Below are 24329 nucleotides of genomic sequence, written 5' to 3' on the forward strand. Positions count from 1 at the left end.
TTCTACTTTGTCATTAGTATTTCCTTTATACATTGATGGTTGTTTCAAGAATCAACATAAATACACCAGGACAATTCTCTTGCATCACTACTTTCCACCTTTTACCATTTGGTGGAGGCCACCTCCACCAATCGCCCACACAAACAACAAAAAACCCGCGTAGTACGCGGGTTTTCGACTTTTCCGGATTTGAATGGTGGAGGCGAGGAGAATCGAACTCCTGTCCAAAAGCATTGCTACAACGACTTCTCCGAGCGCAGTCAGTAATTTAAACTTCGCACCGTTGACGCCTACTGACAGGCTTCGCTAGCGCTATCTCGATAAAATTCCCCAAGGCCCGCCGAGAATAAGGTCTTCGGTATCCCACTGTATGACGTCCTATCCCGGCCCGTGGGCAAAGCTAGGTAGAACGTTAGCATTAAGCTGCTAAAGCGTATTCGTTGTTAGCAGTTACTATTGTCCACCGTATTGACGGGCTGATGGAACCCCGGCTCGCTATCGATGCCACAACTACCCCTGTCGAAACCAGTACGCCCCCGTATGAAGGAGGGTAAGGCTAACTCCCTGGTCAACGAATAACCCTTGGAGTGATCTTATTATATCAAATAGCGCAGGGATGTCAATTACATTTTCTGGCTATCGCGAAACGCACGATCCATATCGCGTTTTGCGTCACGTTCGGCCATGTCGTCGCGTTTGTCGTAGAGTTTCTTGCCTGTCGCTAGCGCTATCTCCACCTTGGCCAAGCCGTGGGTGAAGTAGATCTTGAGCGGCACTAGGGCGAAGCCTTTTTCTTTGACCTTGCCGATTAGCTTGTTAATCTCAACACGGTGCATGAGCAATTTGCGCTTGCGCAGTGGTTCGTGGTTAAATCGGTTACCCTGCTCATAAGGGCTGATGTGCATATTGTGCAGGAAGACCTCAGCGTTTTCAACCTTGCCATAGCTGTCCTTGAGGTTGGCTTTGCCGGCACGTAGAGATTTGACTTCAGTTCCGGTAAGGACGATGCCTGCTTCATAGGTTTCATGGATGTGATAGTCGTGTCTGGCTTTGCGGTTTTCTGCCGCGATTTTGATGCCGACTTGTTTGGGCATCCCCTTCACCTCCGCCTGTCGGCCGTTGATAAACGCCCATCTGCGTTGTTAACTCTGGAAACCCCTTGCTTGCGTACCGAACGTACGCGGCGCGGCAAGGTTCCCAAAGTTGCCTAGCATCTGGGCATTTCTGAACGGCCTAGGTACGATATCTCAAAAATATACTATTTATAATCTTATCCCAAAACCAGCCAACCGTCAAATTTAGTCTCCATAGCGTGAGAGCAGAGCGCGCACTTCGTCTTGGGTGGCGCAGTCGAGGATGGAGCTAACTAATTCTTCTTTTTCGCCAGGATCGAAATGTAGGGATGTTAGTTTTTTGCGGACTTTAGGCAGTTGGCCTGGGGCCATGCTGAGTTCGTCGATACCGAGGGCGGCGAAGAAGGGAGTTAATATCGGATCGCCACCGGCTTCGCCACAGATGCCGGTCCAGATGCCTGCTGCGTGGGCAGCTTGGCTGATGGTAACGATTAGTTGCAAAACTGCTGGATGGTATGGCTGATTTAGCTGGTTGAGAGAGCTATTTTCTCGATCAACAGCCAACGTGTATTGAGTCAGATCATTGGTGCCAATGCTGAAGAAATCGACTTCTTTCGCTAAATGCTTGGCGATCAGAGCTGCGGACGGAACTTCTATCATCATGCCGACCGCGATGTCACCGACAGAATATCCATCGGCAATAACAGCTTGACGAGCGGCTTCGAGCGCGGCCTTGGCCTGACAGAGTTCCTCAATCGTCGTAACCATCGGGAACATAACGGCAGTAGGCCCAGCACATGAGGCACGCCAGATAGCCCGAAGCTGAGTATGAAAAATATCTGGTCGCGCGAAGCAGAGTCGTAAAGCTCTGACGCCGAGGAAGGGATTCTGTTCTTTGGGGAGGTTGAGCGCTGGCGCTTGTTTATCGCCGCCGATATCCAGTGTGCGAATGACAGTAGTATGTGGCGCACAGGTGGCAATAACCGAGCGATAGGCTTCCGTCTGGTCGTCTTCGCTAGGTAAAGAGTCTCCCATAAATAAAAACTCTGTACGATAGAGCCCCACGCCCTGCGCAAAGAACTTTTTGGCAATCGGCAGCTCAGACGGAGAGCCAATATTCGCAGCCAATGTCATGCTCTGAAGTAGAGGCGAGACCTCAGCCTCATCAAATTGTTCAATAGTTGACTGTTGCTTGCTACCGGCAAGGTATTGAGTCTCATCTAATACGTCAACAATTCCTGTATCACCGTCCAGACGGACGTATTGCAAAGTCTCCATCTCTTCCCAGGATATAGCCAGACCAAGAACAGCCGGAATACCATAGGTGCGGGCCAGTATGGCCGCATGAGAAGTCTTGCCGCCTTTGCGGACAAGGAAACCGAGTACCCGTTGTTTTGGCAAAGCGATGGTTTCCGCCGGAGTCATCTCATCGGCAGCGACGATGTAACTGCCTTCCACTGGAAAGGCTTCATCGAACGGCTTGCCGGCGCCTAAAAGGTGTCGAATGATTTGCCCCATAACTGCTCTAACATCTGCGGCCCGCTCACGAAAGTATTCATCTTCAATCTCTTCCAGTAAGGCGGCTGCTTCTTCGCCAACTTGCGAAACAGCGTCCACTGCTATAACACCATTCTGGATGACCTTCTCCGCCTCTGGCAAGAATGAGGGATCATCTAGAATGAGCGCATGGGCGGCAAATATGTCAGCATATTCATCGCCTTTATCAGTGCGAAGTTGCTCTTGACTTCTGGCAATATCACGGCGGGTTAGTTCCGCAGCGACTGCAAGATGCTCCATTTCCCGGGCAATATCGACGGCATCTTTCTTCGTTTGTTTCGCCTCTGCAAAGAGTGTCGGTATCAAACGCCAAACTCTGCCCACTGCTTTACCAGTTGACACGCCGATACCCTGCCAAGATTTATGGTCGTCCACGTTTTTCTCTCCTCAGATTCATTCTACTTTGTTGTTTCGACGCCAGTTGTGTACATCCTGCGCGGGGTGAGAAAAATTGCGGCGGCGGTCTTTTAGAAAGGATGGAGTACGATAACACAAGCGCCGCAAGCGACACTAGCGCCACTATGGACAACTAACATTCTTTTTATAGAAAGAAGACCGCCGCCCGATCAGGCAGCGGTAGAATGTAGACTAGCGTTTTTTCGACCCAGGTCTATTTGTCTGTTTTGGTCTCGCAGCTCCGGTCTTTGGTTTTGCCGAACCAGTCTTCGAGCGCCCTAAACCAGCTTTAGGGGAAGTATTCCTCCCTCGACTCGCGCCCTTCGGTTGTGCAGCAGTCGGACGAGCTTTATTTTCTCTGGTTTCCCCGCTGAGTTCTCTCGGTTTCCGTCCTTCTCGCCTTGGTTCGCGTTTCCCGCCAGTTTTTTCTCCCAGTGGTCGGCTGTCCACCGTCTCGTCAGTAAAACGGAAGTCAATATTGCGATCCTCATGACTGACTTTGGTCACGATAATTGCAACCGGATCGCCTAACCGGTAAATCTTACGTGTTCGCTCGCCGAGCAGCATGTATTGTTCCTCGACATAGGTATAGTAGTCGTCATCCATGGTCGAGACATGCACAAGCCCTTCGACGCCATTATCCAATTCGACAAAGACGCCAAACGCGGTCACGCCGTTGATAATGCCGGTAAATTCCTGGCCAATAAATTGCTCCATGTATTCGACCTTTTTCAGTTCGACACTTTCACGTTCCGCTTCTGCGGCAGCGCGTTCGCGTTCTGAGGAATGAAAGGCAATCTCAGGCAAGAGTTCGAGGAGTTTTTCGCGTCTTTTACCGGAAATCCCGCCTGCGATCATTTCGTGCAACAGGCGATGCACAATCAGGTCTGGGTAGCGACGGATGGGTGAAGTGAAATGTGTGTAAAAGCTCGCGGCCAAGCCAAAATGGCCTAAATTCTCTGATTCATAACGGGCCTGTTTGAGCGACCGCAGCATAACAGTACTGATAATTCGTTCCTCAGGTCGACCGGCAATTTTGCTTAACACCTTTTGCAAGACGCCTGGCTGAATATCATCCAGTTTCCCTAAACGCTGGCCGAAGTTGTTAAGCAGGTTGCTCAATTTTGCTAGTTTTTCGGCCGCAGGCTCTTCGTGAACACGATAGACAAAGGGAACTTCCAAGCGGAACATATGCTCAGCCACCGTCTCATTCGCGACCAACATAAATTCTTCAATGATGGATTCAGCAATGGTTCGCACCCGTTTAACAATCTCGATCGGTTTTCCGGTTTCATCTAATTTTACTTTAACTTCCGGAAAGTCGAAGTCAATCGCGCCCCGGCGCATGCGACGGTTGCGTAGGATTAAGCAAAGTCGTTCCATTTCTTGCATATGGCTGACTTGATCACGATACTTGGCGATCAGCTCTTCATCCTGCTCAGCTAGTATTTTACGTACCGCTGTATAGGTCAGGCGATTTTTTACATGGATAACCGATTGATAGATATCATAATTAATCACTCGCCCCTGTTGGTCGATTTCCATCTCACAGGATAACGCCAGGCGATCCTCGCCGGCGTTCAGACTGCAGATACCATTGGATAAGCGCGGCGGCAGCATGGGTAACACGCGATCAACCAAATAAACGCTGGTGCCACGTTCACGAGCCTCTAAGTCTAACGCCATATTTTCACGAACATAATAACTGACATCAGCGATATGCACACCCAACCGGTAGTTGCCATTTTTTTGGCGTTCAACATAAACGGCGTCGTCGAGGTCTTTGGCATCTTCACCATCGATAGTGACAATCGGCAGATGGCGTAAATCGCGACGTTCGGCTAGTTCTTCTGGGCTGATGGCTGACGGGGTGTTAGCCGCTTCTTTCTCAACCTTAGCGGGAAACTCGGTGGATAGATTATGTCGTGTCAGGATCGCCAAAACTTCAATGCCTTTGTCTCCCGGTTTTCCAAGCACCTCGACAATTTTACCTTCGGCGCTCTTATGTTTTTCCGGCCAAGCTGTAACTTCTGCAACGACTTTATCGCCACTTTTCGCTTGTCCAATTTCGTGTTGCGGGATGAAAATATCGTGTTTGATCCGCTTATCATCAGGAATGACGAAGCCAAAATGGCGGCTTGACTCATAAATTCCGACTATCTTCTCGTTGGCGCGTTTGACGATGCGGATAACCTCGCCCTCGCGTCTGCGGTCAGCGCTTGTGCGCATGTTGTGAAGGCGCACTACCACCCGGTCATTATGCATAGCACTCATCAAGGCATCAGGGGCGATAAAGACATCTTCCTCATCCGGGTTTTCCGGCAGCAAAAACCCAAAGCCTTTGCTATGGATGGTCAGCCGCCCGACAACCAGATTCATCTTGTCAGGCAAACCATATTTCTCATAGCGTGTTTTAATAACAGCGGCCTCCTCTGTGAGCTCTTCCAAAGCAGAGAAGAATCCGGCAACTTCTTTGGCCTTTAGATCCATTTCATCGGCTAAGTCTTCGGCCGACAATGGCCTGTAGGCTTCATTTCGCATGAAGTCAATGATTTGTTGTTTTAAATCCATCTGTCTGTTCACATCCTTTGTACTAAACTATAGCAATGAGCGCCTTGCTTTCTGCTGTGATAGTGCCATCAGCTAACGCGATTGACCCTGCCATTTCATACATAGAACCCTTTTGCCCTACGATCCTGCCACGAATAGTTAGCGGCTGCCCAATGGGAGTTGGGGCGCGAAAGCGAACCTCCAATTTTGCGGTAACTGCGGTTTGACCTTTCGCATATAGGTAGCGCGCCATAATCTCATCGAGAAGCGTACTGATAATGCCGCCGTGGAGCACGCCGTTGTAGCTTTGATGCTCTGGCCCCGGTGTAAAGGTGCTGATATAGGTTTCATTTTCTTCACTAAAGGTCAAATGCAAACCGATGGGGTTTTCTTCACCACAAACAAAGCACCAACTATTCTGGTCACTCATTTTCTTCTCTCCCTATCTTACGTCGCCAAAAGGCTTCTCTAAGAAAGCGGCGACTTTTTTAAATACGATTTCTTTTTCTGCGTCCAAGGTCACAATATGACCCGACTTTTGCAGCCAAAACAGTTCTTTTTCTCGTGAACCCGCATGCTGGTAGATATAATCCGCGCTTTCAGGCCGGACAGTATGTTCCGCTCTTGATTGAACGACCAACAGCGGAGTCTGAAGCTGCGCCAGTCGATTTTTTACGTGTTGGATCAGCTCGAGCAGACTGGAAAGATTACGCAGTGGCGTCCGGTCATACCCCACATAGTATTCAGGAGATACATCCAGTTTTCGCCTGCGCTTAGGGGCATAACGGCGAAACATCCGATAAACATTCAGCCATTTTAGACGTTGATCAGCTATGTAGATTGGCGCGCTAAGACTCACCACCCGCTTCACTGGGTATTCGCTCGCCAAGAGCAAGGCTAATATACCGCCCATGGACAAGCCAACGACAGAGACTTCCTTGCAAATGCCTTTCAAAATATGGAACCCATCTTCCACCGCTCCATACCATTGCCGCCATTCAGTCTTCTCCATGTCTTGATGATGTGTGCCATGGCCGGGTAGTCGTGGCCCATAAACAGTATACCCCTGGCGATGGAGAAACTCGCCCAATAGACGCATTTCAGAGGGTGATCCGGTGAAGCCGTGGGGTAGCAGTACACCATGGCTGTCACCACGATATAAGAATGGTTCCGCTCCTTTTAGTATGGCCAAATAGCTTCCCTCCGTAATCGTTATATTCTAATTATACCATGTACGATTTTTTTTACTAAAGATAATTGCGAAAAACCGCTGACGCGCTCTTTCTAGCGAGAAGAATTGAAGATAAAACAGTAAAAGTGACTGACAACAGCGTGCCAATCACTCTTACCATGAGACTTATTTAAATCGCAAGCAGAACCAAGTTGCTTCAAGAATGGCTTCTCCTTCACGGAGACTTACCCCGGTCTGTTTTATTACCTTATTAGATATTTTCAAATTCTTCACGACCATTTTCACGGTTGAATTCGGTTCAACAACGCCGTGAAACTGAACCTTTTCAAGCGATGCTAAACCCCAAAGCGCCTTTTCTGTTATTCCTAAACTGTTTACACCGGCACCGCCGCATTGAACCAGTGACTCAATCAGTATAACGCCGGGAACGATCTTCCGCTGTCGTGAGCAGCTTAGATAATACGGGAAGGTTTCATCATATTTCATAATACCAACGATTTCATCCATGCCAGCGGAAAGCAGTTCATCGACAAACAAAAAGGGCTCACGTTGAGGAAGGAGCGACTCGATATCAACCTTTCGCATTGAAACCTCCTCTATTGATCTGTATTAAAGAACATTGTCGAGACGTTTTAGGAAGTACGAGGCACGTTAACCGCAGAGTATGCAGAGTAAACAGAGGATACCCGAGGGCTACTGGTTTATATAATAATCTTTATATTATATATCGTAACCCTCCGCGAACCCTCTGCGATCTCTGCTTACTCTGCGGTAAAACGAACCCCCGCTCCCTGTCTTCCCTAGATTTCTCTCCGCAACCGGATTTTGTCAATCTTACCGTTGGCAGTGAGCGGCATTGCATCGACAAAGATAATCTTCTGGGGACAGCAATGCTTGAGCATTTTTCTCCGACAAAAAGCCAAGACATCGCAACTTTTCAAACTAGCTTTACTCTTTACCAGCCATGCGCATACTTTCTGTCCTCGGATCGGGTCCTCTACGCCGCTAACTACCGCCTCGGCGACACCGGGACATTGAAGCAGGATGTCTTCTACCTGCTCTGGTATTACCTTTACGCCGCCGGTGTTGATCAAGCCATGCTTCCTGCCTAGCAAATACAAATAGCCTGCAGCATCGATTCGCCCCAAATCTCCAACCGATGCTTTCGGCCGATATTGAGGAGCCAGGTAGGGGCTCTCAACCCAGATGGTGCCATCCTCAATGCTAATGGTTACACCGGGAAAGGCTCTGCCCACAGCGCCAGGATAATTCACCGATTCATCTGCTGTCAAATAGCTTACATGCCCCAGTTCACTCGCTCCATAATACTCATATATGCCGGATTGGGGAAAATACTGCAGCAAATCCTGAACTGTATTACGATCCAGCTTTGCGCCGCAGCTGATAATCGATTTGATCTGAACGACTGGAGTTTCCATCGCTTTTAGTAGCCGCCTGTAATTGACAGGAACCATAAATATTGCACTAACCTGAAAATCTGCTATCTCTCGCGCCCAGGTGCGAGGCATGCTATTGCCGGCAATCACGACAGCGCCGCCCTCGGCGAAAATATGCAAACAGGAGTTAAGATTTGCGGTATACACTAGTGAGCCCACCAGATAGATCGTATCAGTTTTATCAATATTGAAAGCCTGGCTTTGCGCCGCAAACGCGCTGGTCCAGCTCTGGTGATCGCGCCAGATTAGCTTAGGAATACCTGTGCTGCCTGAGCTCAAAGCGCCAAAAAAAACATCTTGCGGATGAAGGTCTGGCAGTATCGGCGCTTTGCCTATTGGCGGTTCGAAGTTTTCATTAATATATAGATTCAGCTTATGTCGTTTAATCAGTTCTGCAGTTACTTCTTCCGAAGTCGATGCATCGATGAGCACACAAGCGCCGCCTGCTTTTATAACCGCAAAGAAGTACAGCAATTGCGCGACAGGATCTGAAAGCTTAACCAATATCTTATCGCCTTTTTTAATTTGCACGGCCAGCCGATGGGCCAGACAATCTGTTTGGCGGTTTAATTCGCTGTATGTGAGTCGAGTATTGCCATAGATTAGACAATTTTTCTTCGTCTGATCGTCTTCGCTTTTATCCTGGATAACATGATGAATCAGCACGTTTTCAGCACCTTTCAATCAGCGTAGCTACTCCCATACCGCCGACTGCGCCAATAGCGGCAATGCCATAGCGTCCGTTGGCATACTTTAGAGCCTTGATGAGATGCAACAGGATGATAGCTCCTGAGGCGCCATAGGGGTGACCATAGGCCAGCGCGCCACCTAGGGTATTTGTTTTATTCAGGCTATAGCCCAATTGACGGCAACAGGCCAATATCTTAACAGCAAACGCCTCATTGATCTCCATTCGGTCGATCGCCTCTAGCGTCAAACCGGTTCTCTCTAGCAATTTTCGAATAACAAATACAGGTGCCAAAGGAAAAGCATTCGGATCACATCCGTAGTTTGCCGCTCCGGCAACAATCGCTTGCGGCCTTAGTGCGTACTTTTTCACCGCCGCCTCAGATGCGACCAGGATAACAGCTGCGCCGTCATGCTTTAAGCAAGTATTGCCTGCAGTGATCCTGCCACCAGCAAGGAAGGCCGGCTTCATCCGCTCCAACAGCTTAAGACTCATGTTGTTGCGTATACATTCATCAGCTTCAACTGTTTCTCCCTGCACTTGGATGGGTACAATGATATCTTTTAACAGGCCTTGCTCCCGAGCCAGAGTTGCTCGCTGATGACTCTCTAAAGCCAATAAATCCATGTCTTTTTGGCTAATCGCCATTTGCTCGGCAAGCGCTTCCGCCGCTTCGCCGACATCCGGATTGCCAACTGCCGCGGGAGAAAATGGAGCCTGTTCATAATATACATTTTCTCCTTGAAACCGTGGATCGGTGGGATTAAATTGCCGCCGCGGCGCCATGCTGGTGCTTTCTACCCCACCGGCGATGACAAGATCAGCTTGACCGGACAAGATTTGACTGACAGCCAAGTTCACGGCGCTCAATCCAGAGCCGCACTGCAAATCAACCGTCAACGCAGGAATACGATAAGGCCAGCCTGCTTCCAGCACAGAAACCCTTGCGATATTGCCGCCAGGTCCGACGGCGTTGCCCAGTATAACTTGATCAATATCCTTCTGGCTTACTCTATAGCGGGCAATTGTCTCATTCAGTACCGCAGCAGCCAACTGTTCAGGCAGGAGATCCCGCAAAATTCCGCCGGTTTTTCCAATCGGGGTTCTGACACCGCCGATAATATACGCCTTGGTCATTGACGTGACTTGCGCAGGCGTTTATTAATCGCCGTTCCAATAGCAGAAGCCGCAAAGACTTTAAACAGATCGCCTGGAATAAAAGGAAGCGCGCCAGCCATTACCGCTTTTTCTAAACTCATTCCAGTCACAACACTGAGCCATGCCACACCAAACAGATACACAACGCCAATTCCACCGATCAGATTAGCTAAAGCCAGCCGCCAGGGATTGCTGCTTTGTCCTCTTAACAAGGCAATAACAATAGCCCCTACTAAAAAGCCAAGATAATAGCCGCCTCTCGGGCCAATAAGAATTCCAAGACCGCCAGTCAGGCCTGAAAAAACAGGCACTCCAACTGCGCCAATCAAAACAAATGTCAATACACTAAACGCAGCTTGCTTTACCGTTAATATGCTTCCCGCCAACATAATACCTAAACTCTGCCCGGAAACGGGAACCGGACTGAATGGCAACGGTATCGAGATCAGCCCTAACACTGCTGTTAAGGCTGCGAACATCGCCGCATAAACAAAATCGGTTACTTTACTTCGTTCACCCATAATAAAACCCCCGCGCTTCTAGAATGTATGTAGGCACTACACCATATGCAGCAACTGATTTTGATTATAAATCTACGCCCGCATAATTGTCAACCAGATATTTATAATTGGTTAACGGTCGTTGATTGCCGGAAAATAACAAGACTCCCGATTTCTCGGAAGCCTTAGTTACTGGTGCCCCACGTAGGAATCGGGTGGCTTTTGCCAGCAAGTACTTATGAAATACAGCCATTAGAGTCTCCCCTTTTATGCAGATTGTCATAAATTAGACACCAGACCAAAATCTGGTGTCTAATCTCATTAGTAAGTCAGTTGGATGTTTCCTTCAATAAACGAACTGGTCATTTTTGCTTTTAAAGCGTTAGCTCCGAAAGCAGGTTGGAAAAACTCTTCCATGCTACCGTCTTTATATTTTACTTGCATAGTAATTTTATCTTGAGATTCGTCTACGATGGCAGTGATATCGGGTATCGGTAAAGTGGAGTCTTTATCTAAAGCACGTCTTTTATGAAAAGGTTTACCTACGAAAACTGTATCACCGTTATACAGCACTTTTATATAATGGGTCATTATTGATGTGCCGTAATTATCGCCTTGGTTTTTAGAATCAATCCAAATATCAAATACTTTTCCGGCTCTGGTTTCAATTGATACACGACCTGTCTGTGAAAAACTTGGTTCTTTACAAACTAAGTTTGTTAGGTCTATTCGGCGTACATAGGCATTGTTCCCGCCCTTATAAGAACCATAACCTTCAACTTTTTCGAATTTAAAGTAAGTGCCTGCTTCTCGGGAAATTGCTCCCGTGTTCGCATTATTGCCAGTTGAAGAAGGTTGGTTACCTGTAGGCGGCTTAATAATCGTGACTGAATCTCCATTTGCTATCTCCATAACTCGTTTGATAACCGCGTCGTTTGGACTGACTTTAGTCCAAGGTGTTGTTTGTAAGCTGTACTTATGTTGTTCCAATAAATTACGATTTATGTCGTAATATATGTGATGAACACCCCTCCACTCAGATGTGCGTGGCATATATGCGATGGTTTCTAATTCAAATGCACGGTTTTGATAGTACGGGGCAGAAAAATCGGTTCTTTCTACAAATAGAATTATATCTCCCTCTGGTGGTTTAGCGACGCTGTTTGTATCTAAATAAATATTAGGTGCATCCGGGTATATTCGTTCCCAATTCTGAGGGGCAGCTAAAGCCGGAATAGAAAGAGCTAACATGAATAGAAGCAATAGTCCTGTTTTTAAAAATTGTTTCATAAAAAGTTCTCCTTTTTTCAACATATTAGCAACTGTTATTCGCCCTTTGGAATATAAATCCTTTTTAGGCAGAGTTAAATAAGGTAAAACTATGTTGATATCTATATTTATATTCTCTGCTAAATATCTCAAATAAGAAAATGCCGCATGAAATTTTATGCGGCATTAAAATTTAATTTAGTATAAAGTTTTAGTAAATACTAAAAGTAGAAGTCTTTTCCGTATTTTTTAGCCTGCTGACAAACAGCCGCAGCATTTATAAATGACCCGATCAATGTAAGATACGCTTCTTTAGTCGCTTTAATTGCATTTGTTCCATTCGTAGTAGTCATAATAATTATTTGATTCTTCACCTTATCTATAGAAAAATCAAAGGGTGAGTTTCCGAAATCAAATCCCTCAATCTTTATTGACTGCCGCTCCCCTGCAAATAAAACAGAATCCATGGAAGGGACAGGCTTTAGCCAAGTGCAAACTACTATAACTTTTTATGATAAAAAGACAAGCAATTCTTGAACTTGCCTTTTTTCTTGCGTAACACTTCTTATGACTAGAAGCATAAAAGGTATAACAAATTATGAGAGTTTCCAAACAGCTTATCCAAACGAAATTTAATAGAGTGGTGTAGGAACCGGTTGGCAAGAAACCTCATCAATCAATCTCGAATCAAAGCGATAGAAAGTCCAAAAAGCTCCAGTCCATCTATACCCTGTAACTGCGCCATACTGTACACTTGTAGGATAAAACCAAAATTGCGCTCCATTCTTCAACCATACATAGGTATGCTTGTACATGCAATCAATGATATAAGAATTAACTGGCTTTGGTGGAATAGATGGTGGTAGTGGTGGATAAATCCGAGATCCATATTGTCTCATATACATGCGCCACCTCCTTATGTAATATAATATGATAAAATGCATCTGCAAGTTCATATAGAAATTGCTCCCTTGGCCGGTCTCCCGGAACGACTTTACCGGCTATCGGACAACCCCGAGCGGCTTGACGATATAAAAATCAACGGCTCCTCTGACTCAGGAGCCGTTGATTTTCTTTGGAATCAAAAGACCCCATTAATGTCCATTGGGACACTTATCGGTGTCCCAATCTCAAACACACATTCTGTTGTATAATTTCCAATTTCGTGGAGGCGAGCCGTACCAGGACAAATCCACCCCTTCTTACCGCCACTTTATTTGTTCTTCCTGTTCTCCATTAAGTACAGAAAGAACCGCAAAAATCCATTTACACAAAATATTTTACACTCCCCGATAAACCCCAAGAATAAACCCCAACGAGACAATATAAAAGGCTCCCGAAATCTCGGAAGCCTTTTATTTACTGGTGACCCACGAAGGAATCGAACCTTCAACCTACTGATTAAGAGTCAGTTGCTCTGCCAGTTGAGCTAGTGAGTCATTATGAAGTTCGCAAAGTTGACTTTTTTATGATAGTCTTTTTGCTTGCATTTGTCAAGTTAGTTACCTGTGCTTTCGTCTGATTTACCTGTATCTCATGCTATTTAATTGATTTAGCTCCTGATATTTAGTCCAATCTCCTGTTAACGCTATCTCCCCATATTTGCAGACAAGCTTGAAAGCGCCGGCATGCGCCGGTGCTTCTAAAACTCTTTACTTAAGCATGTGGGATAACATTTCGCCATACTTGACAAATACAGGTGCGAAAACCAGAGACACGATGGTCATCAGTTTGATCAGTAACTTAACTATATTCCGTATGGGGATTCGCCAGATTGCCTTCGGAAACTACCTCCGCATGGGATATGAAAAACTTTAGGCGGCAATTTGCCGCCTAAAGTGGTGCGCGTTATTTACTTGTCTGTCGGTTATCGTCACCACGAAACCCAATCTATTACATCAATACAACCAGTGCCATCGTTACCAGACCAAACAGGATTCCCAGAATCATAGTCGCTCTGGCAAGAAGCTCATCAAGTCCCTTCTTTTTACCCCCGAAAAGTGTTTCGGCTCCACCAGCAATCGATCCTGACATGCCAGCGCTCTTACCGGATTGCAGAACAACTGTGGCGATCAGAGCGATACAAATAATCGCTTCAAAAATCATCAATGCAGTAACCATCTATTATTACACCCCCAAAGTAACTTGTACCACATCATTGTAACAAAGAACAATCCGGTTCGCAAATGTTTTGCTGAAATTCTCTTGATAAGGAAGGCGGAGTAAGGCCCTCTATGATTTACCAGAAAAATCTTCTTGAAAATACTGCGCCATTTTCGAACCAAATACTCGGAATTAGTATATCACGAAACCTAACTAAGTGTATAGATATTTGAGTAAACACACAGATAGCGCTCCTAATTAAGTATATTCTTCTGAATTATTGAAATTATCTGCAGGAATTGACTTAAGTACTGTCGAAAAAATCAGGCAGTATGCTAAGGAGGGAGTACACTGAACAGCAATCGGTATTCATGTCAAATTTGAAGCAGCGAAGAAAACAGGTTAAATAAGAGAGGGGACAATAAAGAATATGTTGAGAAAAGTACCGAAGAGTATAACCAGTGTGGCAAATATGACTTTTTTTCTGCTCTTATTTCTATACTCGCCAAGTGTAGCCTTTGCCAGCGAGGCTAATCTGATACTCCCTGAACTGACCTCCGCCCAGAACAGCTTGTTGATGGTCGGCATCGCCGTCTGTGCGTTGGGGATGCTCTTTAGTTTCTACCAGTACGCACAGGTGAAGGCGCTACGGGCCCATTCGTCCATGCTGGAAGTAGCCGATGTAATCTATGAAACCTGCAAAACCTATATGATTCAGCAAGGAAAATTCCTGAGCATCCTGCTTCTTTTCATTGGGATTTGCATCGCCTTCTATTTCGGCTACCTGCAAGCTGTTTCCATTGGTGGTGTACTGCTGATTCTGGCTTGGACAGTTATCGGGATCCTTGGTTCCTACAGCGTTGCCTGGTACGGGATCCGCGTGAATACGCTGGCCAACAGCCGGATGGCCTTTTCATCCTTGGAAAGAAAGCCGTTGCGCCTTTTGAACATCCCGCTGGATGCCGGCATGAGCATTGGTGTGCTCCTGATCTGCGTCGAACTCATTATGATGCTGCTTATTATTCTGTTTGTACCGCGTGAACTAGCCGGCTCAAGCTTTATCGGTTTTGCCATCGGCGAATCTCTAGGCGCCAGCGCCCTGCGGATTGCCGGCGGTATCTTTACCAAGATCGCCGATATCGGTTCAGACCTGATGAAGATCGTCTTTAAAATTAAAGAAGACGATCCCCGCAACCCTGGTGTCATTGCCGACTGCACCGGCGACAACGCCGGTGATAGCGTCGGGCCGACGGCCGACGGATTCGAGACTTACGGTGTCACCGGCGTTGCTCTGGTCTCCTTTATCGTGCTGGCAGCAGACTCCAATCTGCAGGCAATCCTGCTCACCTGGATATTCACCATGCGGATCATGATGGTCATCACCTCTGTCACTGCCTTCTATTGCAATAAGTTCTTCAGCGAAATGAGCTACGGCAAGCAGGATGATTTCGATTTCGAACAGCCGCTGACCAATCTGGTCTGGCTAACCTCTATTCTATCGATCGTGGTTACCTTCATCGTCAGCTACTTTCTGCTTGGCCCCGGCACCCTCGTGGCTGCCAAAGCGCCCAGCCTCTGGATGATCCTTTCTATTATTATCAGCTGCGGAACCCTAGGCGCGGCTCTAATACCTGAGTTTACAAAAATATTCACCAGTGGCAAATCAGCTCATGTGCAGGAAGTTGTTAAGGCCTCCAAGGCAGGCGGCCCGTCTCTGAATATCCTGGCTGGTCTGGTTGCCGGTAACTTCAGCGCCTTCTGGCTGGGGATTGTTATTTGCGGCCTGATGTTCGCAGCCTATGTTGCCAGCGGCTTTGGTTTAGCCGGCATCATGATCTACCCTTCCATCTTCGCATTCGGATTGGTAGCCTTCGGATTCCTTGGGATGGGGCCGGTCACAATTGCCGTGGATAGCTATGGTCCTGTCACCGACAATGCACAATCCATCTATGAACTTTCTCTCATCGAAGCAATCCCGGACATTGAAGACAAAATTACAAAAGAATTCGGATTTAAGCCAGATTTTGATAAAGCCAAATATTATCTGGAGGCAAATGACGGCGCCGGCAATACCTTTAAGGCCACGGCGAAGCCTGTACTCATCGGGACAGCGGTCGTTGGCGCCACCACTATGATCTTCTCCCTCATCCTGGTCATTAAGAATGTCCTGGGTGTGGAGCCGGAAACTATTCTGAATCTCCTCAACCCCTATACGATCCTGGGCTTCCTCTGCGGCGGCGCGGTCATCTACTGGTTTACCGGCGCCTCGATCCAGGCCGTCTCTACCGGCGCCTACAGGGCTGTTGAGTATATCAAACAGAACATCCAGCTTGACGAAGATGCCAACCAGAAAGCAGCAACTGAAAAATCTAAAGAGGTAGTCAAAATTTGTACCCAGTATGCCCAGGCAGGGATGTTCAACATCTTCATCGCCATCTTCTCCTTCGCCATGGCCTTTGCCTGCTTGTCCGCACCGTCCACCAGCAACGAACCGGTAGCTTTCTTCGTGGCCTACCTTATCTCCATTGCCACATTCGGTCTTTTCCAGGCCGTTTTCATGGCCAACGCCGGCGGTTGCTGGGATAATGCCAAAAAAGTAGTGGAAGTTGATCTGAAGGAAAAGGGCAGCGCTCTGCATGACGCGTCGGTCGTAGGCGACACCGTAGGCGATCCGTTCAAAGATACCTCTTCCGTTGCCTTAAACCCAATTATTAAATTTACAACCCTGTTTGGCCTGCTGGCTATGGAAATTGCCATTTCTGAATCGTTTAAGCACATCGCCCCCTATATCGGCGTCGTATTCCTGGCAATAGCCCTGATCTTTGTCTGGAGATCCTTCTACAATATGCGAATTCCCTCCGAATAGTAGCTATTGTATCATCAAGGGCTGTGCTGGATCCTAGAAAATTAGACTATCAGTGGTCTCCAAGCAAAAAAACAAGTCCGTATCACGTAAAAGTGGTACGGACTTTCTCATTTTTATATGTACATAGTCTTATTTTTTTAGATTATAGAATACTTTGATCCCCTTATACTGCGCCAACTCGCCCAGTTCTTCTTCGATCCGCAGTAATTGGTTGTACTTAGCGACCCGGTCTGTACGAGCAGGAGCACCTGTCTTGATTTGACCAGCGTTTACCGCGACGGCGATATCGGCGATTGTCGCATCTTCCGTCTCACCCGAGCGATGGGAAATCACGCAAGTATAACCTGCGCGTTTTGCCATCTCGATAGCATCGAAGGTCTCGGTCAAACTGCCGATCTGATTGACTTTGACTAAGATAGAATTGCCTACCTGTTGGGCAATACCTTGGCTCAAGCGCTCGGTATTGGTAACAAACAGATCATCGCCAACGAGCTGAACTTTGCCGCCGAGGCGTTTGGTCAATAGCGCCCAGCCCGCCCAATCGTCTTCTGCCAAGCCGTCTTCAAGGGAAATGATGGGATATTTTTCAGCTAGCTGAGCCCAGTATTCCACCATTTCTTCGGGAGTTTTGACTAGGCCTTCACCTTCGAGGTTATACTTACCATCTTTGTAGAACTCAGAAGCGGCGGCGTCAATCGCCAGCACGATATCTTTGCCAGGTTTGTAGCCTGCTTTTTCTACGGCAGCGAGAATAACCTGGATCGCTTCTTCGTTTGACGCCAGATTGGGAGCGAAGCCGCCTTCATCGCCAATCGATGTCGACAGGCCACGGTCTTTAAGCACTTTCTTCAGTGTATGGTAAATTTCCGCGTTCATCCGCAGTGCATGGGCAAAGGATTCGGCGCCTACCGGCATAATCATAAATTCTTGAATATCGACATTATTATCAGCGTGAGCACCGCCGTTAAGAATATTCATCATTGGTACAGGCAATTGTTTCGCATTGAAGCCGCCAAGGTATTGGTAAAGCGGCATGCCGAGCGAGGCGGCAGCTGCTTTGGCGACTGCCATTGATACGCCGAGAATGGCGTTGGCGCCGAGCTTGCCTTTATTGGGAGTGCCGTCCAGTTCAATCATTGCCTGATCAATACCAATCTGATCAAGCGCATCCATGCCAATCAGTTCAGAGGCGATACTTTCGTTGACATTTTCAACTGCAGTCAACACACCTTTGCCTAGGTAACGGCCGTTGTCGCCATCGCGCAGTTCAACTGCTTCATACATGCCTGTCGAAGCGCCTGAAGGAACCGCAGCGCGGCCAAGAGTACCATCTTCTAGGGTTACATCAACCTCAACAGTTGGGTTTCCGCGCGAATCCATAATTTCGCGAGCCATGATGTCAATAATTGTTGTAGACATTTATTCAGCCTCCTCATGTATTGTCGATAGGTCTAGCAAGTTCTTCCCTGTCATTTCAATCGGTTGTTCAATACCCGCAAGCGCAAGGATAGTCGGCGCAATATCAGCCAAAGATCCTGAACGCAAATTACAGCCACGATGTTTTTCAGACACTACGATGATTGGAACAACATTAGTGGTATGAGCAGTATGGGGCTCGCCAGTCACTGGATCAACCATCAGTTCAGCATTGCCGTGATCAGCAGTAATGATCGTCATGCCACCTTGTTCACGCATGGTTTCAACAATGCGGCCAAGGCAGCGGTCGACTGTGGCAACTGCACTAATGGCAGCATCAATTTTTCCGGTATGACCAACCATATCACCGTTAGCAAAGTTTAAAATAATGAGATCGTATTTACCTGACTTAATTTCTGCAATCAGACGGTCTGTGACTTCCGGAGCGCTCATCTGGGGTTGCAGATCATATGTAGCCACTTTCGGCGAAGGGATAAGTATCCTGTCTTCTCCTGGGTTTGGTGTTTCTTCGCCGCCATTAAAGAAATATGTGACATGAGCGTATTTCTCAGTCTCGGCAATCCGAAGCTGACGAAGTTCTGCAGCGCCAACGACTTCACCCAAGGTTTTGTGAAGAGTTTGCGGTGTATATGCCACTGGTACAGAGAGTGTTTCGTCATATTGCGTCAAGCTGGCAAAGTGTAAGTCTAAGCGTCCGCCGCAACGAGTGAAGCCGTTAAAAACTTCATCAACAAAGGCCCTAGTCAATTGTCGGGCACGATCAGGGCGAAAATTGAAGAAGATAATACTGTCGCCTGAAGTAATACCGCATTCGCCGCATCCTGCAATCACAGTAGGTAACACGAATTCATCCGTCTCTTGGCGCTGATAGGCGTTCTTCACTGCTTCAGTAGCAGATTCAGCCTGCTCACCTTCGCGACAGACCAAGGCGTTATAAGCCTTTTCCACCCGTTCCCAGCGTTTGTCACGGTCCATGGCATAATAGCGGCCAGCAATGGTGGCGATCCGACCAAGGCCGAGCGCCATCATTTCTTGTTCCAGTTCATTGATATAGTTCAGAGCGCTGCTGGGCGGAACATCGCGTCCGTCAAGGAAAGCATGCACATAAACCCGTTCAAGTCCGCGCAGTTTAGCCAGCTTCAGCAGTGCGAAGACATGGGCTGTGTGACTGTGAACCCCTCCGTCTGACAGCAAACCCATCAGATGCAGCGCACCGCCGGACGCTTTCGCTTTGTCCACCGTTTCGCAGAGAACAGGATTGGTGAAAAAGTCGCCTTCGCGAATCGCTTTCGTGATACGGGTGAGTTCTTGATACACGACCCGTCCGGCGCCAATATTCAGGTGACCGACTTCTGAATTTCCCATCTGCCCTTCCGGCAAACCGACAGCCTCACCGGAACAAGTCAACGTCGCGGCGGGATAGAGTTCCTGATAGAGAGTCATGTGCGGGGTTCGCGCGCGCGCTACAGCGTTGCTAGGATCATCAGTTGAGCCAATGCCCCAGCCGTCTAAGATAATCAGGGCAATAGGTGATTTCAGTCTACTCACAGATGCGCCTCCTAGAGGCTGTTACAAAACGCCCATATGCGTCGTTACCAGAACCGTCGGTCTCCTCAACGTACCTGTACTGTACGCCTCCGGGCCCGCCGGCCCTGGTGCCTAGCTTCTGAACATTTTCTAACAGTCTCCCTTTTTTTATGGTTGCGTGTTTTTTGAAACACGCTTTCTATTGAAAGTTAACAATACGAGCAAATGTTTTCGTATCAAGACTGGCGCCGCCGACGAGCGCGCCATCAATATCCGGCTGAGCCATTAATTCATCAATATTATCAGCCTTGACACTGCCGCCATATTGAATGCGGACACAGTCAGCGCTCCCCTGTCCAACCAGAGCAGCCACTGTATCACGAATAAATCGACAAACTTCCTGGGCATCAACCGCCGAAGCAGTTCGCCCTGTGCCAATCGCCCAGACAGGTTCATAGGCAATGACTAAGCTGGCGACTGCCTCTGCTGACAGTCCCGCCAAACCGCCGCGCACCTGTGCACCAACAATAGTCTGCGTCTGGCCTGCTTCACGCTGGGCTAACATTTCGCCTACGCAAACAATCGGAGTGAGATTATGCGCAAGAGCCGCTTTGACCTTCTTATTGACAGCTTCATCGGTCTCAGCGAAATACTGCCGCCGCTCCGAATGTCCGACAATCACATAGTCACAGCCTGAGTCTTGTAACATCGCTGGGGAAATTTCCCCAGTAAAAGCCCCTTGCTCTTCCCAGTGCATGTTCTGGGCTCCTAGCTTGATAGGTGTCTCCTTTATGGCGATACCGACAGGCAGCAAGGCGGTAAAGTTAGGGCAAATCACAACATCAACAGCCGCCCCGGTTATATTGTCGCAGAGGTCGCGGGCAAAGGCCTCAGAAGCTGTCGCCGTTTTATGCATTTTCCAGTTTCCCGCAATGATCGGCTTGCGCATGAAGCCACTTCCTTCTCTTAAATTTATGGTTATATGAACTCTTATTTGTCAGCTAGAGCCGCCACTCCTGGCAAAATTTTGCCTTCAAGCAGTTCCAGGGAAGCACCACCACCAGTGGAGATATGAGTGATTTTTGATGCCAGTTTTGTCTTTTCGAGCGCGGCGATGGAATCCCCGCCACCGACGATACTGATTGCCTCAGTATCAGCCACAGCCTTGGCCACTGCTTCTGTACCCTTGGCAAAGGCATCAAACTCAAACACTCCCATCGGGCCGTTCCAGACGATGGTTTTGGCATCTGCCAATGCAGCAGCAAATGCCTGACGCGTAGCCGGGCCAATATCAAGCGCCATCCAGTCAGCAGGGAAGTCAGCAATTGCCACATCACGCGTCTCGGCATCGGCAGCAAACCGGTCGGCCGCCGCTACGTCACTGGGCAGTAACAGATTAACGCCGCGCTCTTTAGCCTTTTGAAGCAGAGATTTCGCCAGCTCAATTTTATCTGTTTCAACAAGTGATTTACCTAGGGGATAGCCTTGTGCCGCAAGAAACGTATTGGCCATGCCGCCACCAATAATCAGAGTATCAACCTTTTCAAGCAAATTTTCAATGACGCCAATTTTGTCTGAAACCTTGGCGCCGCCGATAATCGCCGCAAAGGGACGAACAGGCTTAGCCACAGCACCATTTAGAAATACCAGCTCTTTCTCCATGAGAAAACCGGCAACAGCTGGAATATGGCGGGTTATACCTTCAACAGACGCATGTGCCCGATGTGAAACACCAAATGCGTCATTGATCATCAGGTCGGCAAGACTGGCTAACTGTCGAGAGAACTCTGGATCATTCGCTTCTTCTTCTTTATGAAAGCGGAGATTCTCCAGCAAAAGAACCTGGCCTGGTTGGAGCGCCTTAGCAGCTTCTTCGACCATAGAGCCAACGCAATCGGCAACAAACCGGACTTCGCGCCCCAGTAATCCGGACAATTTCGGCACAAGCGCCTGCAGCGAGAACTCTGGTGTCGGCTTACCTTTCGGGCGACCGAGATGGCTGGCAATAATTACTGCCGCATTTTGCGCAAGCAGATACTCAAGTGTCGGCAGTGTGGCTCGAATACGAGTGTCATCGGTGATATTTCCGACTTTATCCATCGGGACGTTATAGTCAACACGGATAAACACGCGTTTACCAACAACTTGAACATCCTTTAAGGTCTTCTTATCCATTGCTTCTCCTCCAAACGGCTAAAATAAGTAAATTTCGAGGCTGTTAGAAAATGTTCAGATGCTAGGCGCGACGAGGATTGCGCCGCGCCGCGTACACGCACGTACGCAAGCAAGCAACCGCAGGAGCAACAACGCAGATGGGCGTTTTATAACAGCCTCTTACAGCCCTTTGCCTGCGATATAAACGACCAGATCGACCACCCGGTTAGAATAGCCCCATTCATTATCATACCAGGAGACTACTTTCGCCATTGATTTATCGACAACCATGGTAGATAGTCCGTCAACAATGGAAGAATTCGGATTGCCGTTAAAATCACGCGAGACAAGCGGTTCCTCAGTATAGGCCAAAACTCCCTTGAGTTCACCTTCAGCGGCTGCTTTTAGTGCGGCATTGATTTCTTCGGCGCTGGCAGGTTTCTCAAGTTCAACCGCTAAATCGACGATAGAAACATTTGGTGTAGGAACGCGCATGGCAAAGCCATTCAGTTTACCTTTCAATTCTGGCAGAACAAGCGCTACAGCTTTGGCCGCGCCAGTAGTGGTCGGAATAATCGACATGCCGGCAGCACGGGCCCGGCGCAGATCTTTGTGCGGCAGATCAAGAATCTGCTGATCGTTGGTATACGAATGAACGGTAGTCATCAAGCCGTGTTTAATGCCGAAGTTTTCATGCAGGACTTTGGCAAACGGAGCCAAGCAGTTGGTCGTGCAGGAAGCATTGGACAGAATGTGGTGAGTAGCGGGATCATATTTCTTTTCATTGACCCCGAGTACAATGGTAATGTCCTCACCTTTAGCTGGAGCAGAAATGATGACTTTTTTGGCACCGGCCTTTAGATGCGCAGCCGCTTTATCACCATCAGTAAAGCGTCCGGTAGATTCAACGACTACTTCTACCCCCAGGTTCTTCCATGGCAGGTTGGCGGGATCGCGCTCAGCCAGCACCTTAATCGCTTTACCATTGACAATAATCTGGTCGCCTTCTGCACGTACATCAGCATTAAGAGTACCATGAACTGAATCATATTTCAGCAAATGCGCCAGTGTCGGCGCGTCAGTCAAATCGTTTACTGCGACAATCTCGACTGCCGGATTGCCGAGAGCAGCCCGGAATACATTGCGGCCGATACGGCCAAAACCGTTAATTCCTACTTTTGTTGTCATTGTTTATTCCTCCCATTTTTTATTTTATATGGTTGTTTATTATTACCTGAATGGCTCTGGCAGCAGCCTCATCAGTCACGAGTATACCGCCGCCACTTGCATTAGCAACAGCGACAATGGCTGCTGCTTTCTTCGCCCCGCCGGCGATCATGATTCTCTGGCTGATGCCAACGAGATCATTTAGTCGCAGCCCTACACTGGCAGTAGAATACACAATCTCCCCTGCTAATGTGCAATAATCGCCTAACGCTTCTCCTACAGCACCGCGTTGCAGAACTTCCGTAATCACTTCAGCGCTTAGCCCGCGCCGGATCGCCATGCGTTCTGCCTGACCCACGCCGTATACGAGAATGTCGGCGCGGCCGACAACCTCAGCCACATCGCGGATATTCGCATCACTGTTCAACAGAGCCGCCAGCGCCTGGTCGCTCACAGCATCAGGCATATTCAACAAACGGTATTTGCCGCCAAGCTTTCCAGCCAGTACGGCCGCCACCGTATTTGCCTGATACTCCACCTGTTCACCGAGCGCCCCGCGCGCAGGCACTACCAGGGTCTGCGGTGAGGATTCGGTGAACGCGTGAGCCATTCGAGCCATAGTGGATCCACCGCTGACCGCCACTGTGAGTGGTTCGCCCAAGTATCGGGCCAGTACGCCCGCCGCTGCTCGCCCCAAATCTTTCCTGACTGCGCTATCAACATCAGAATTCCCGGGAATGATGACAACTTGACCAAGTCCCAGTCTTGAGGACAACTCTTGTTCCAGACTCGTCAAGCCATGCAAGAGGCGAATATAATCAGCCAATTCTTCTAAAATATCCTGCCCGTCTGGTGTGATTGTCATGCCTAAAGGAGAAAACTCCACAAAGCCTGCGGTTTTTAAGAAGTCTACCTGTGCTCGCACAACGCGTTCGCCTGATACCAGCAAAGCGGCAAGCGCCCGGCGGCCAACAGGTTGTGAGTATAGAATTTGGCGAAGTATCAGGTAGCGTTCTTCGACTGTCGCGATTAGCTCTGGAGCAATTCTACGGTGCAGTCGTACTATATTTTCCATATGTAAGCATGTCTCCCCTGCTGGGATTAAATGTGTCCCGGCGGAACATTTTTCGTCCCAACAGTAGTATATCACAGAATTGGAAAATTCAACAGTAAAAATCCGGATCTTTCTCCTGGTTGTGACGCACCAGAAAAAATCTCGTATCAGGAGTGGAACA

20 protein-coding genes, 1 tRNA gene and 1 other RNA gene are annotated in these 24329 nt (G+C 48.1%); 1 reads left to right on the plus strand and 21 read right to left on the minus strand.

From position 1 onward, the window contains the following. Window positions 1-194: 194 nt before the first annotated feature. From ssrA to secG, 15 genes are all read right to left on the minus strand, one after another. Window positions 195-538: a transfer-messenger RNA gene (gene ssrA, locus AXX12_RS14630) on the minus strand. Between the two features lie 85 nt (window positions 539-623). Next, window positions 624-1094, minus strand: coding sequence for an SsrA-binding protein SmpB (gene smpB, locus AXX12_RS14635; protein WP_066244283.1), 471 nt, complete (start codon window positions 1092-1094; stop codon window positions 624-626). A gap of 204 nt (window positions 1095-1298) precedes the next feature. Further along, window positions 1299-3005: a phosphoenolpyruvate--protein phosphotransferase gene (ptsP, locus tag AXX12_RS14640; RefSeq protein WP_066244286.1), complete on the minus strand. Its 1707-nt coding sequence runs from the start codon at window positions 3003-3005 to the stop codon at window positions 1299-1301. 213 nt (window positions 3006-3218) lie between these two features. Then, entirely contained in the window at window positions 3219-5597 is a 2379-nt protein-coding gene (gene rnr, locus AXX12_RS14645; RefSeq protein WP_066244288.1) for a ribonuclease R, read from the minus strand. 22 nt (window positions 5598-5619) lie between these two features. Next, the gene (locus AXX12_RS14650; RefSeq protein WP_066244291.1) at window positions 5620-6006 is read right to left on the minus strand and encodes a PaaI family thioesterase; all 387 of its coding nucleotides are present in this window, start codon (window positions 6004-6006) and stop codon (window positions 5620-5622) included. Window positions 6007-6018: 12 nt separating this feature from the next. Beyond that, complete coding sequence (locus AXX12_RS14655) at window positions 6019-6768, minus strand: alpha/beta hydrolase (protein ID WP_066244293.1); 750 nt, start codon at window positions 6766-6768, stop codon at window positions 6019-6021. A 165-nt stretch (window positions 6769-6933) separates the two neighbouring features. Further along, entirely contained in the window at window positions 6934-7353 is a 420-nt protein-coding gene (locus AXX12_RS14660) for a 3-hydroxyacyl-ACP dehydratase FabZ family protein (protein ID WP_066244296.1), read from the minus strand. Between the two features lie 215 nt (window positions 7354-7568). Further along, entirely contained in the window at window positions 7569-8909 is a 1341-nt protein-coding gene (locus AXX12_RS14665; protein ID WP_231881902.1) for a class I adenylate-forming enzyme family protein, read from the minus strand. Beyond that, window positions 8896-10050, minus strand: a complete 1155-nt coding sequence (locus AXX12_RS14670) for a thiolase family protein (RefSeq protein ID WP_066244298.1) — start codon at window positions 10048-10050, stop codon at window positions 8896-8898. Before AXX12_RS14670 ends, AXX12_RS14665 begins: the two co-directional genes overlap by 14 nt. Continuing rightward, window positions 10047-10592: a biotin transporter BioY gene (locus AXX12_RS14675; protein WP_066244300.1), complete on the minus strand. Its 546-nt coding sequence runs from the start codon at window positions 10590-10592 to the stop codon at window positions 10047-10049. The genes AXX12_RS14670 and AXX12_RS14675 overlap by 4 nt, the downstream gene beginning before the upstream one ends. 64 nt (window positions 10593-10656) lie before the next feature. Next, on the minus strand, window positions 10657-10824 hold the full coding sequence (locus AXX12_RS19420) for a hypothetical protein (RefSeq protein ID WP_156478681.1): 168 nt from the start codon (window positions 10822-10824) through the stop codon (window positions 10657-10659). Window positions 10825-10892: 68 nt separating this feature from the next. Next, a complete protein-coding gene (locus tag AXX12_RS14680) occupies window positions 10893-11861 on the minus strand; it encodes a hypothetical protein (protein ID WP_066244302.1) in 969 nt (322 codons plus the stop codon). A gap of 200 nt (window positions 11862-12061) precedes the next feature. Then, window positions 12062-12307 carry a 2-phosphosulfolactate phosphatase gene (locus tag AXX12_RS14685; RefSeq protein ID WP_066244304.1) on the minus strand — a complete coding sequence of 82 codons (246 nt, stop codon included), beginning with the start codon at window positions 12305-12307 and terminating at the stop codon, window positions 12062-12064. Window positions 12308-13203: 896 nt separating this feature from the next. Then, window positions 13204-13279: transfer RNA gene (locus AXX12_RS14690), tRNA-Lys, on the minus strand. 454 nt (window positions 13280-13733) lie between these two features. Further along, complete coding sequence (secG, locus tag AXX12_RS14695) at window positions 13734-13961, minus strand: preprotein translocase subunit SecG (protein ID WP_066244306.1); 228 nt, start codon at window positions 13959-13961, stop codon at window positions 13734-13736. 454 nt (window positions 13962-14415) lie between these two features. Between secG and AXX12_RS14700 the strand changes: the two genes are divergently transcribed. Further along, complete coding sequence (locus tag AXX12_RS14700) at window positions 14416-16809, plus strand: sodium-translocating pyrophosphatase (protein ID WP_461781735.1); 2394 nt, start codon at window positions 14416-14418, stop codon at window positions 16807-16809. A 129-nt stretch (window positions 16810-16938) separates the two neighbouring features. On the opposite strand, the gene eno is transcribed toward AXX12_RS14700, so the two are convergent. The 6 genes from eno to AXX12_RS14730 form a co-directional block, all read right to left on the minus strand. Next, on the minus strand, window positions 16939-18228 hold the full coding sequence (gene eno, locus AXX12_RS14705; RefSeq protein WP_066244311.1) for a phosphopyruvate hydratase: 1290 nt from the start codon (window positions 18226-18228) through the stop codon (window positions 16939-16941). Continuing rightward, window positions 18229-19794, minus strand: a complete 1566-nt coding sequence (gpmI, locus tag AXX12_RS14710; RefSeq protein ID WP_066244314.1) for a 2,3-bisphosphoglycerate-independent phosphoglycerate mutase — start codon at window positions 19792-19794, stop codon at window positions 18229-18231. It abuts the gene before it with no gap. 178 nt (window positions 19795-19972) lie between these two features. Then, entirely contained in the window at window positions 19973-20722 is a 750-nt protein-coding gene (gene tpiA / locus AXX12_RS14715) for a triose-phosphate isomerase (protein ID WP_066244317.1), read from the minus strand. A gap of 41 nt (window positions 20723-20763) precedes the next feature. Continuing rightward, the gene (locus tag AXX12_RS14720; RefSeq protein ID WP_066244322.1) at window positions 20764-21948 is read right to left on the minus strand and encodes a phosphoglycerate kinase; all 1185 of its coding nucleotides are present in this window, start codon (window positions 21946-21948) and stop codon (window positions 20764-20766) included. A gap of 159 nt (window positions 21949-22107) precedes the next feature. Beyond that, window positions 22108-23115 (minus strand): type I glyceraldehyde-3-phosphate dehydrogenase, encoded by a 1008-nt coding sequence (gene gap / locus AXX12_RS14725; protein ID WP_066244326.1) that lies wholly within the window; start codon window positions 23113-23115, stop codon window positions 22108-22110. 19 nt (window positions 23116-23134) lie between these two features. Beyond that, complete coding sequence (locus AXX12_RS14730) at window positions 23135-24169, minus strand: sugar-binding transcriptional regulator (protein ID WP_066244327.1); 1035 nt, start codon at window positions 24167-24169, stop codon at window positions 23135-23137. Between the last annotated feature and the right edge of the window lie 160 nt (window positions 24170-24329).

The sequence above is a fragment of the Anaerosporomusa subterranea genome (genome assembly GCF_001611555.1).
GTDB lineage: Bacteria > Bacillota > Negativicutes > Sporomusales > Acetonemataceae > Anaerosporomusa > Anaerosporomusa subterranea.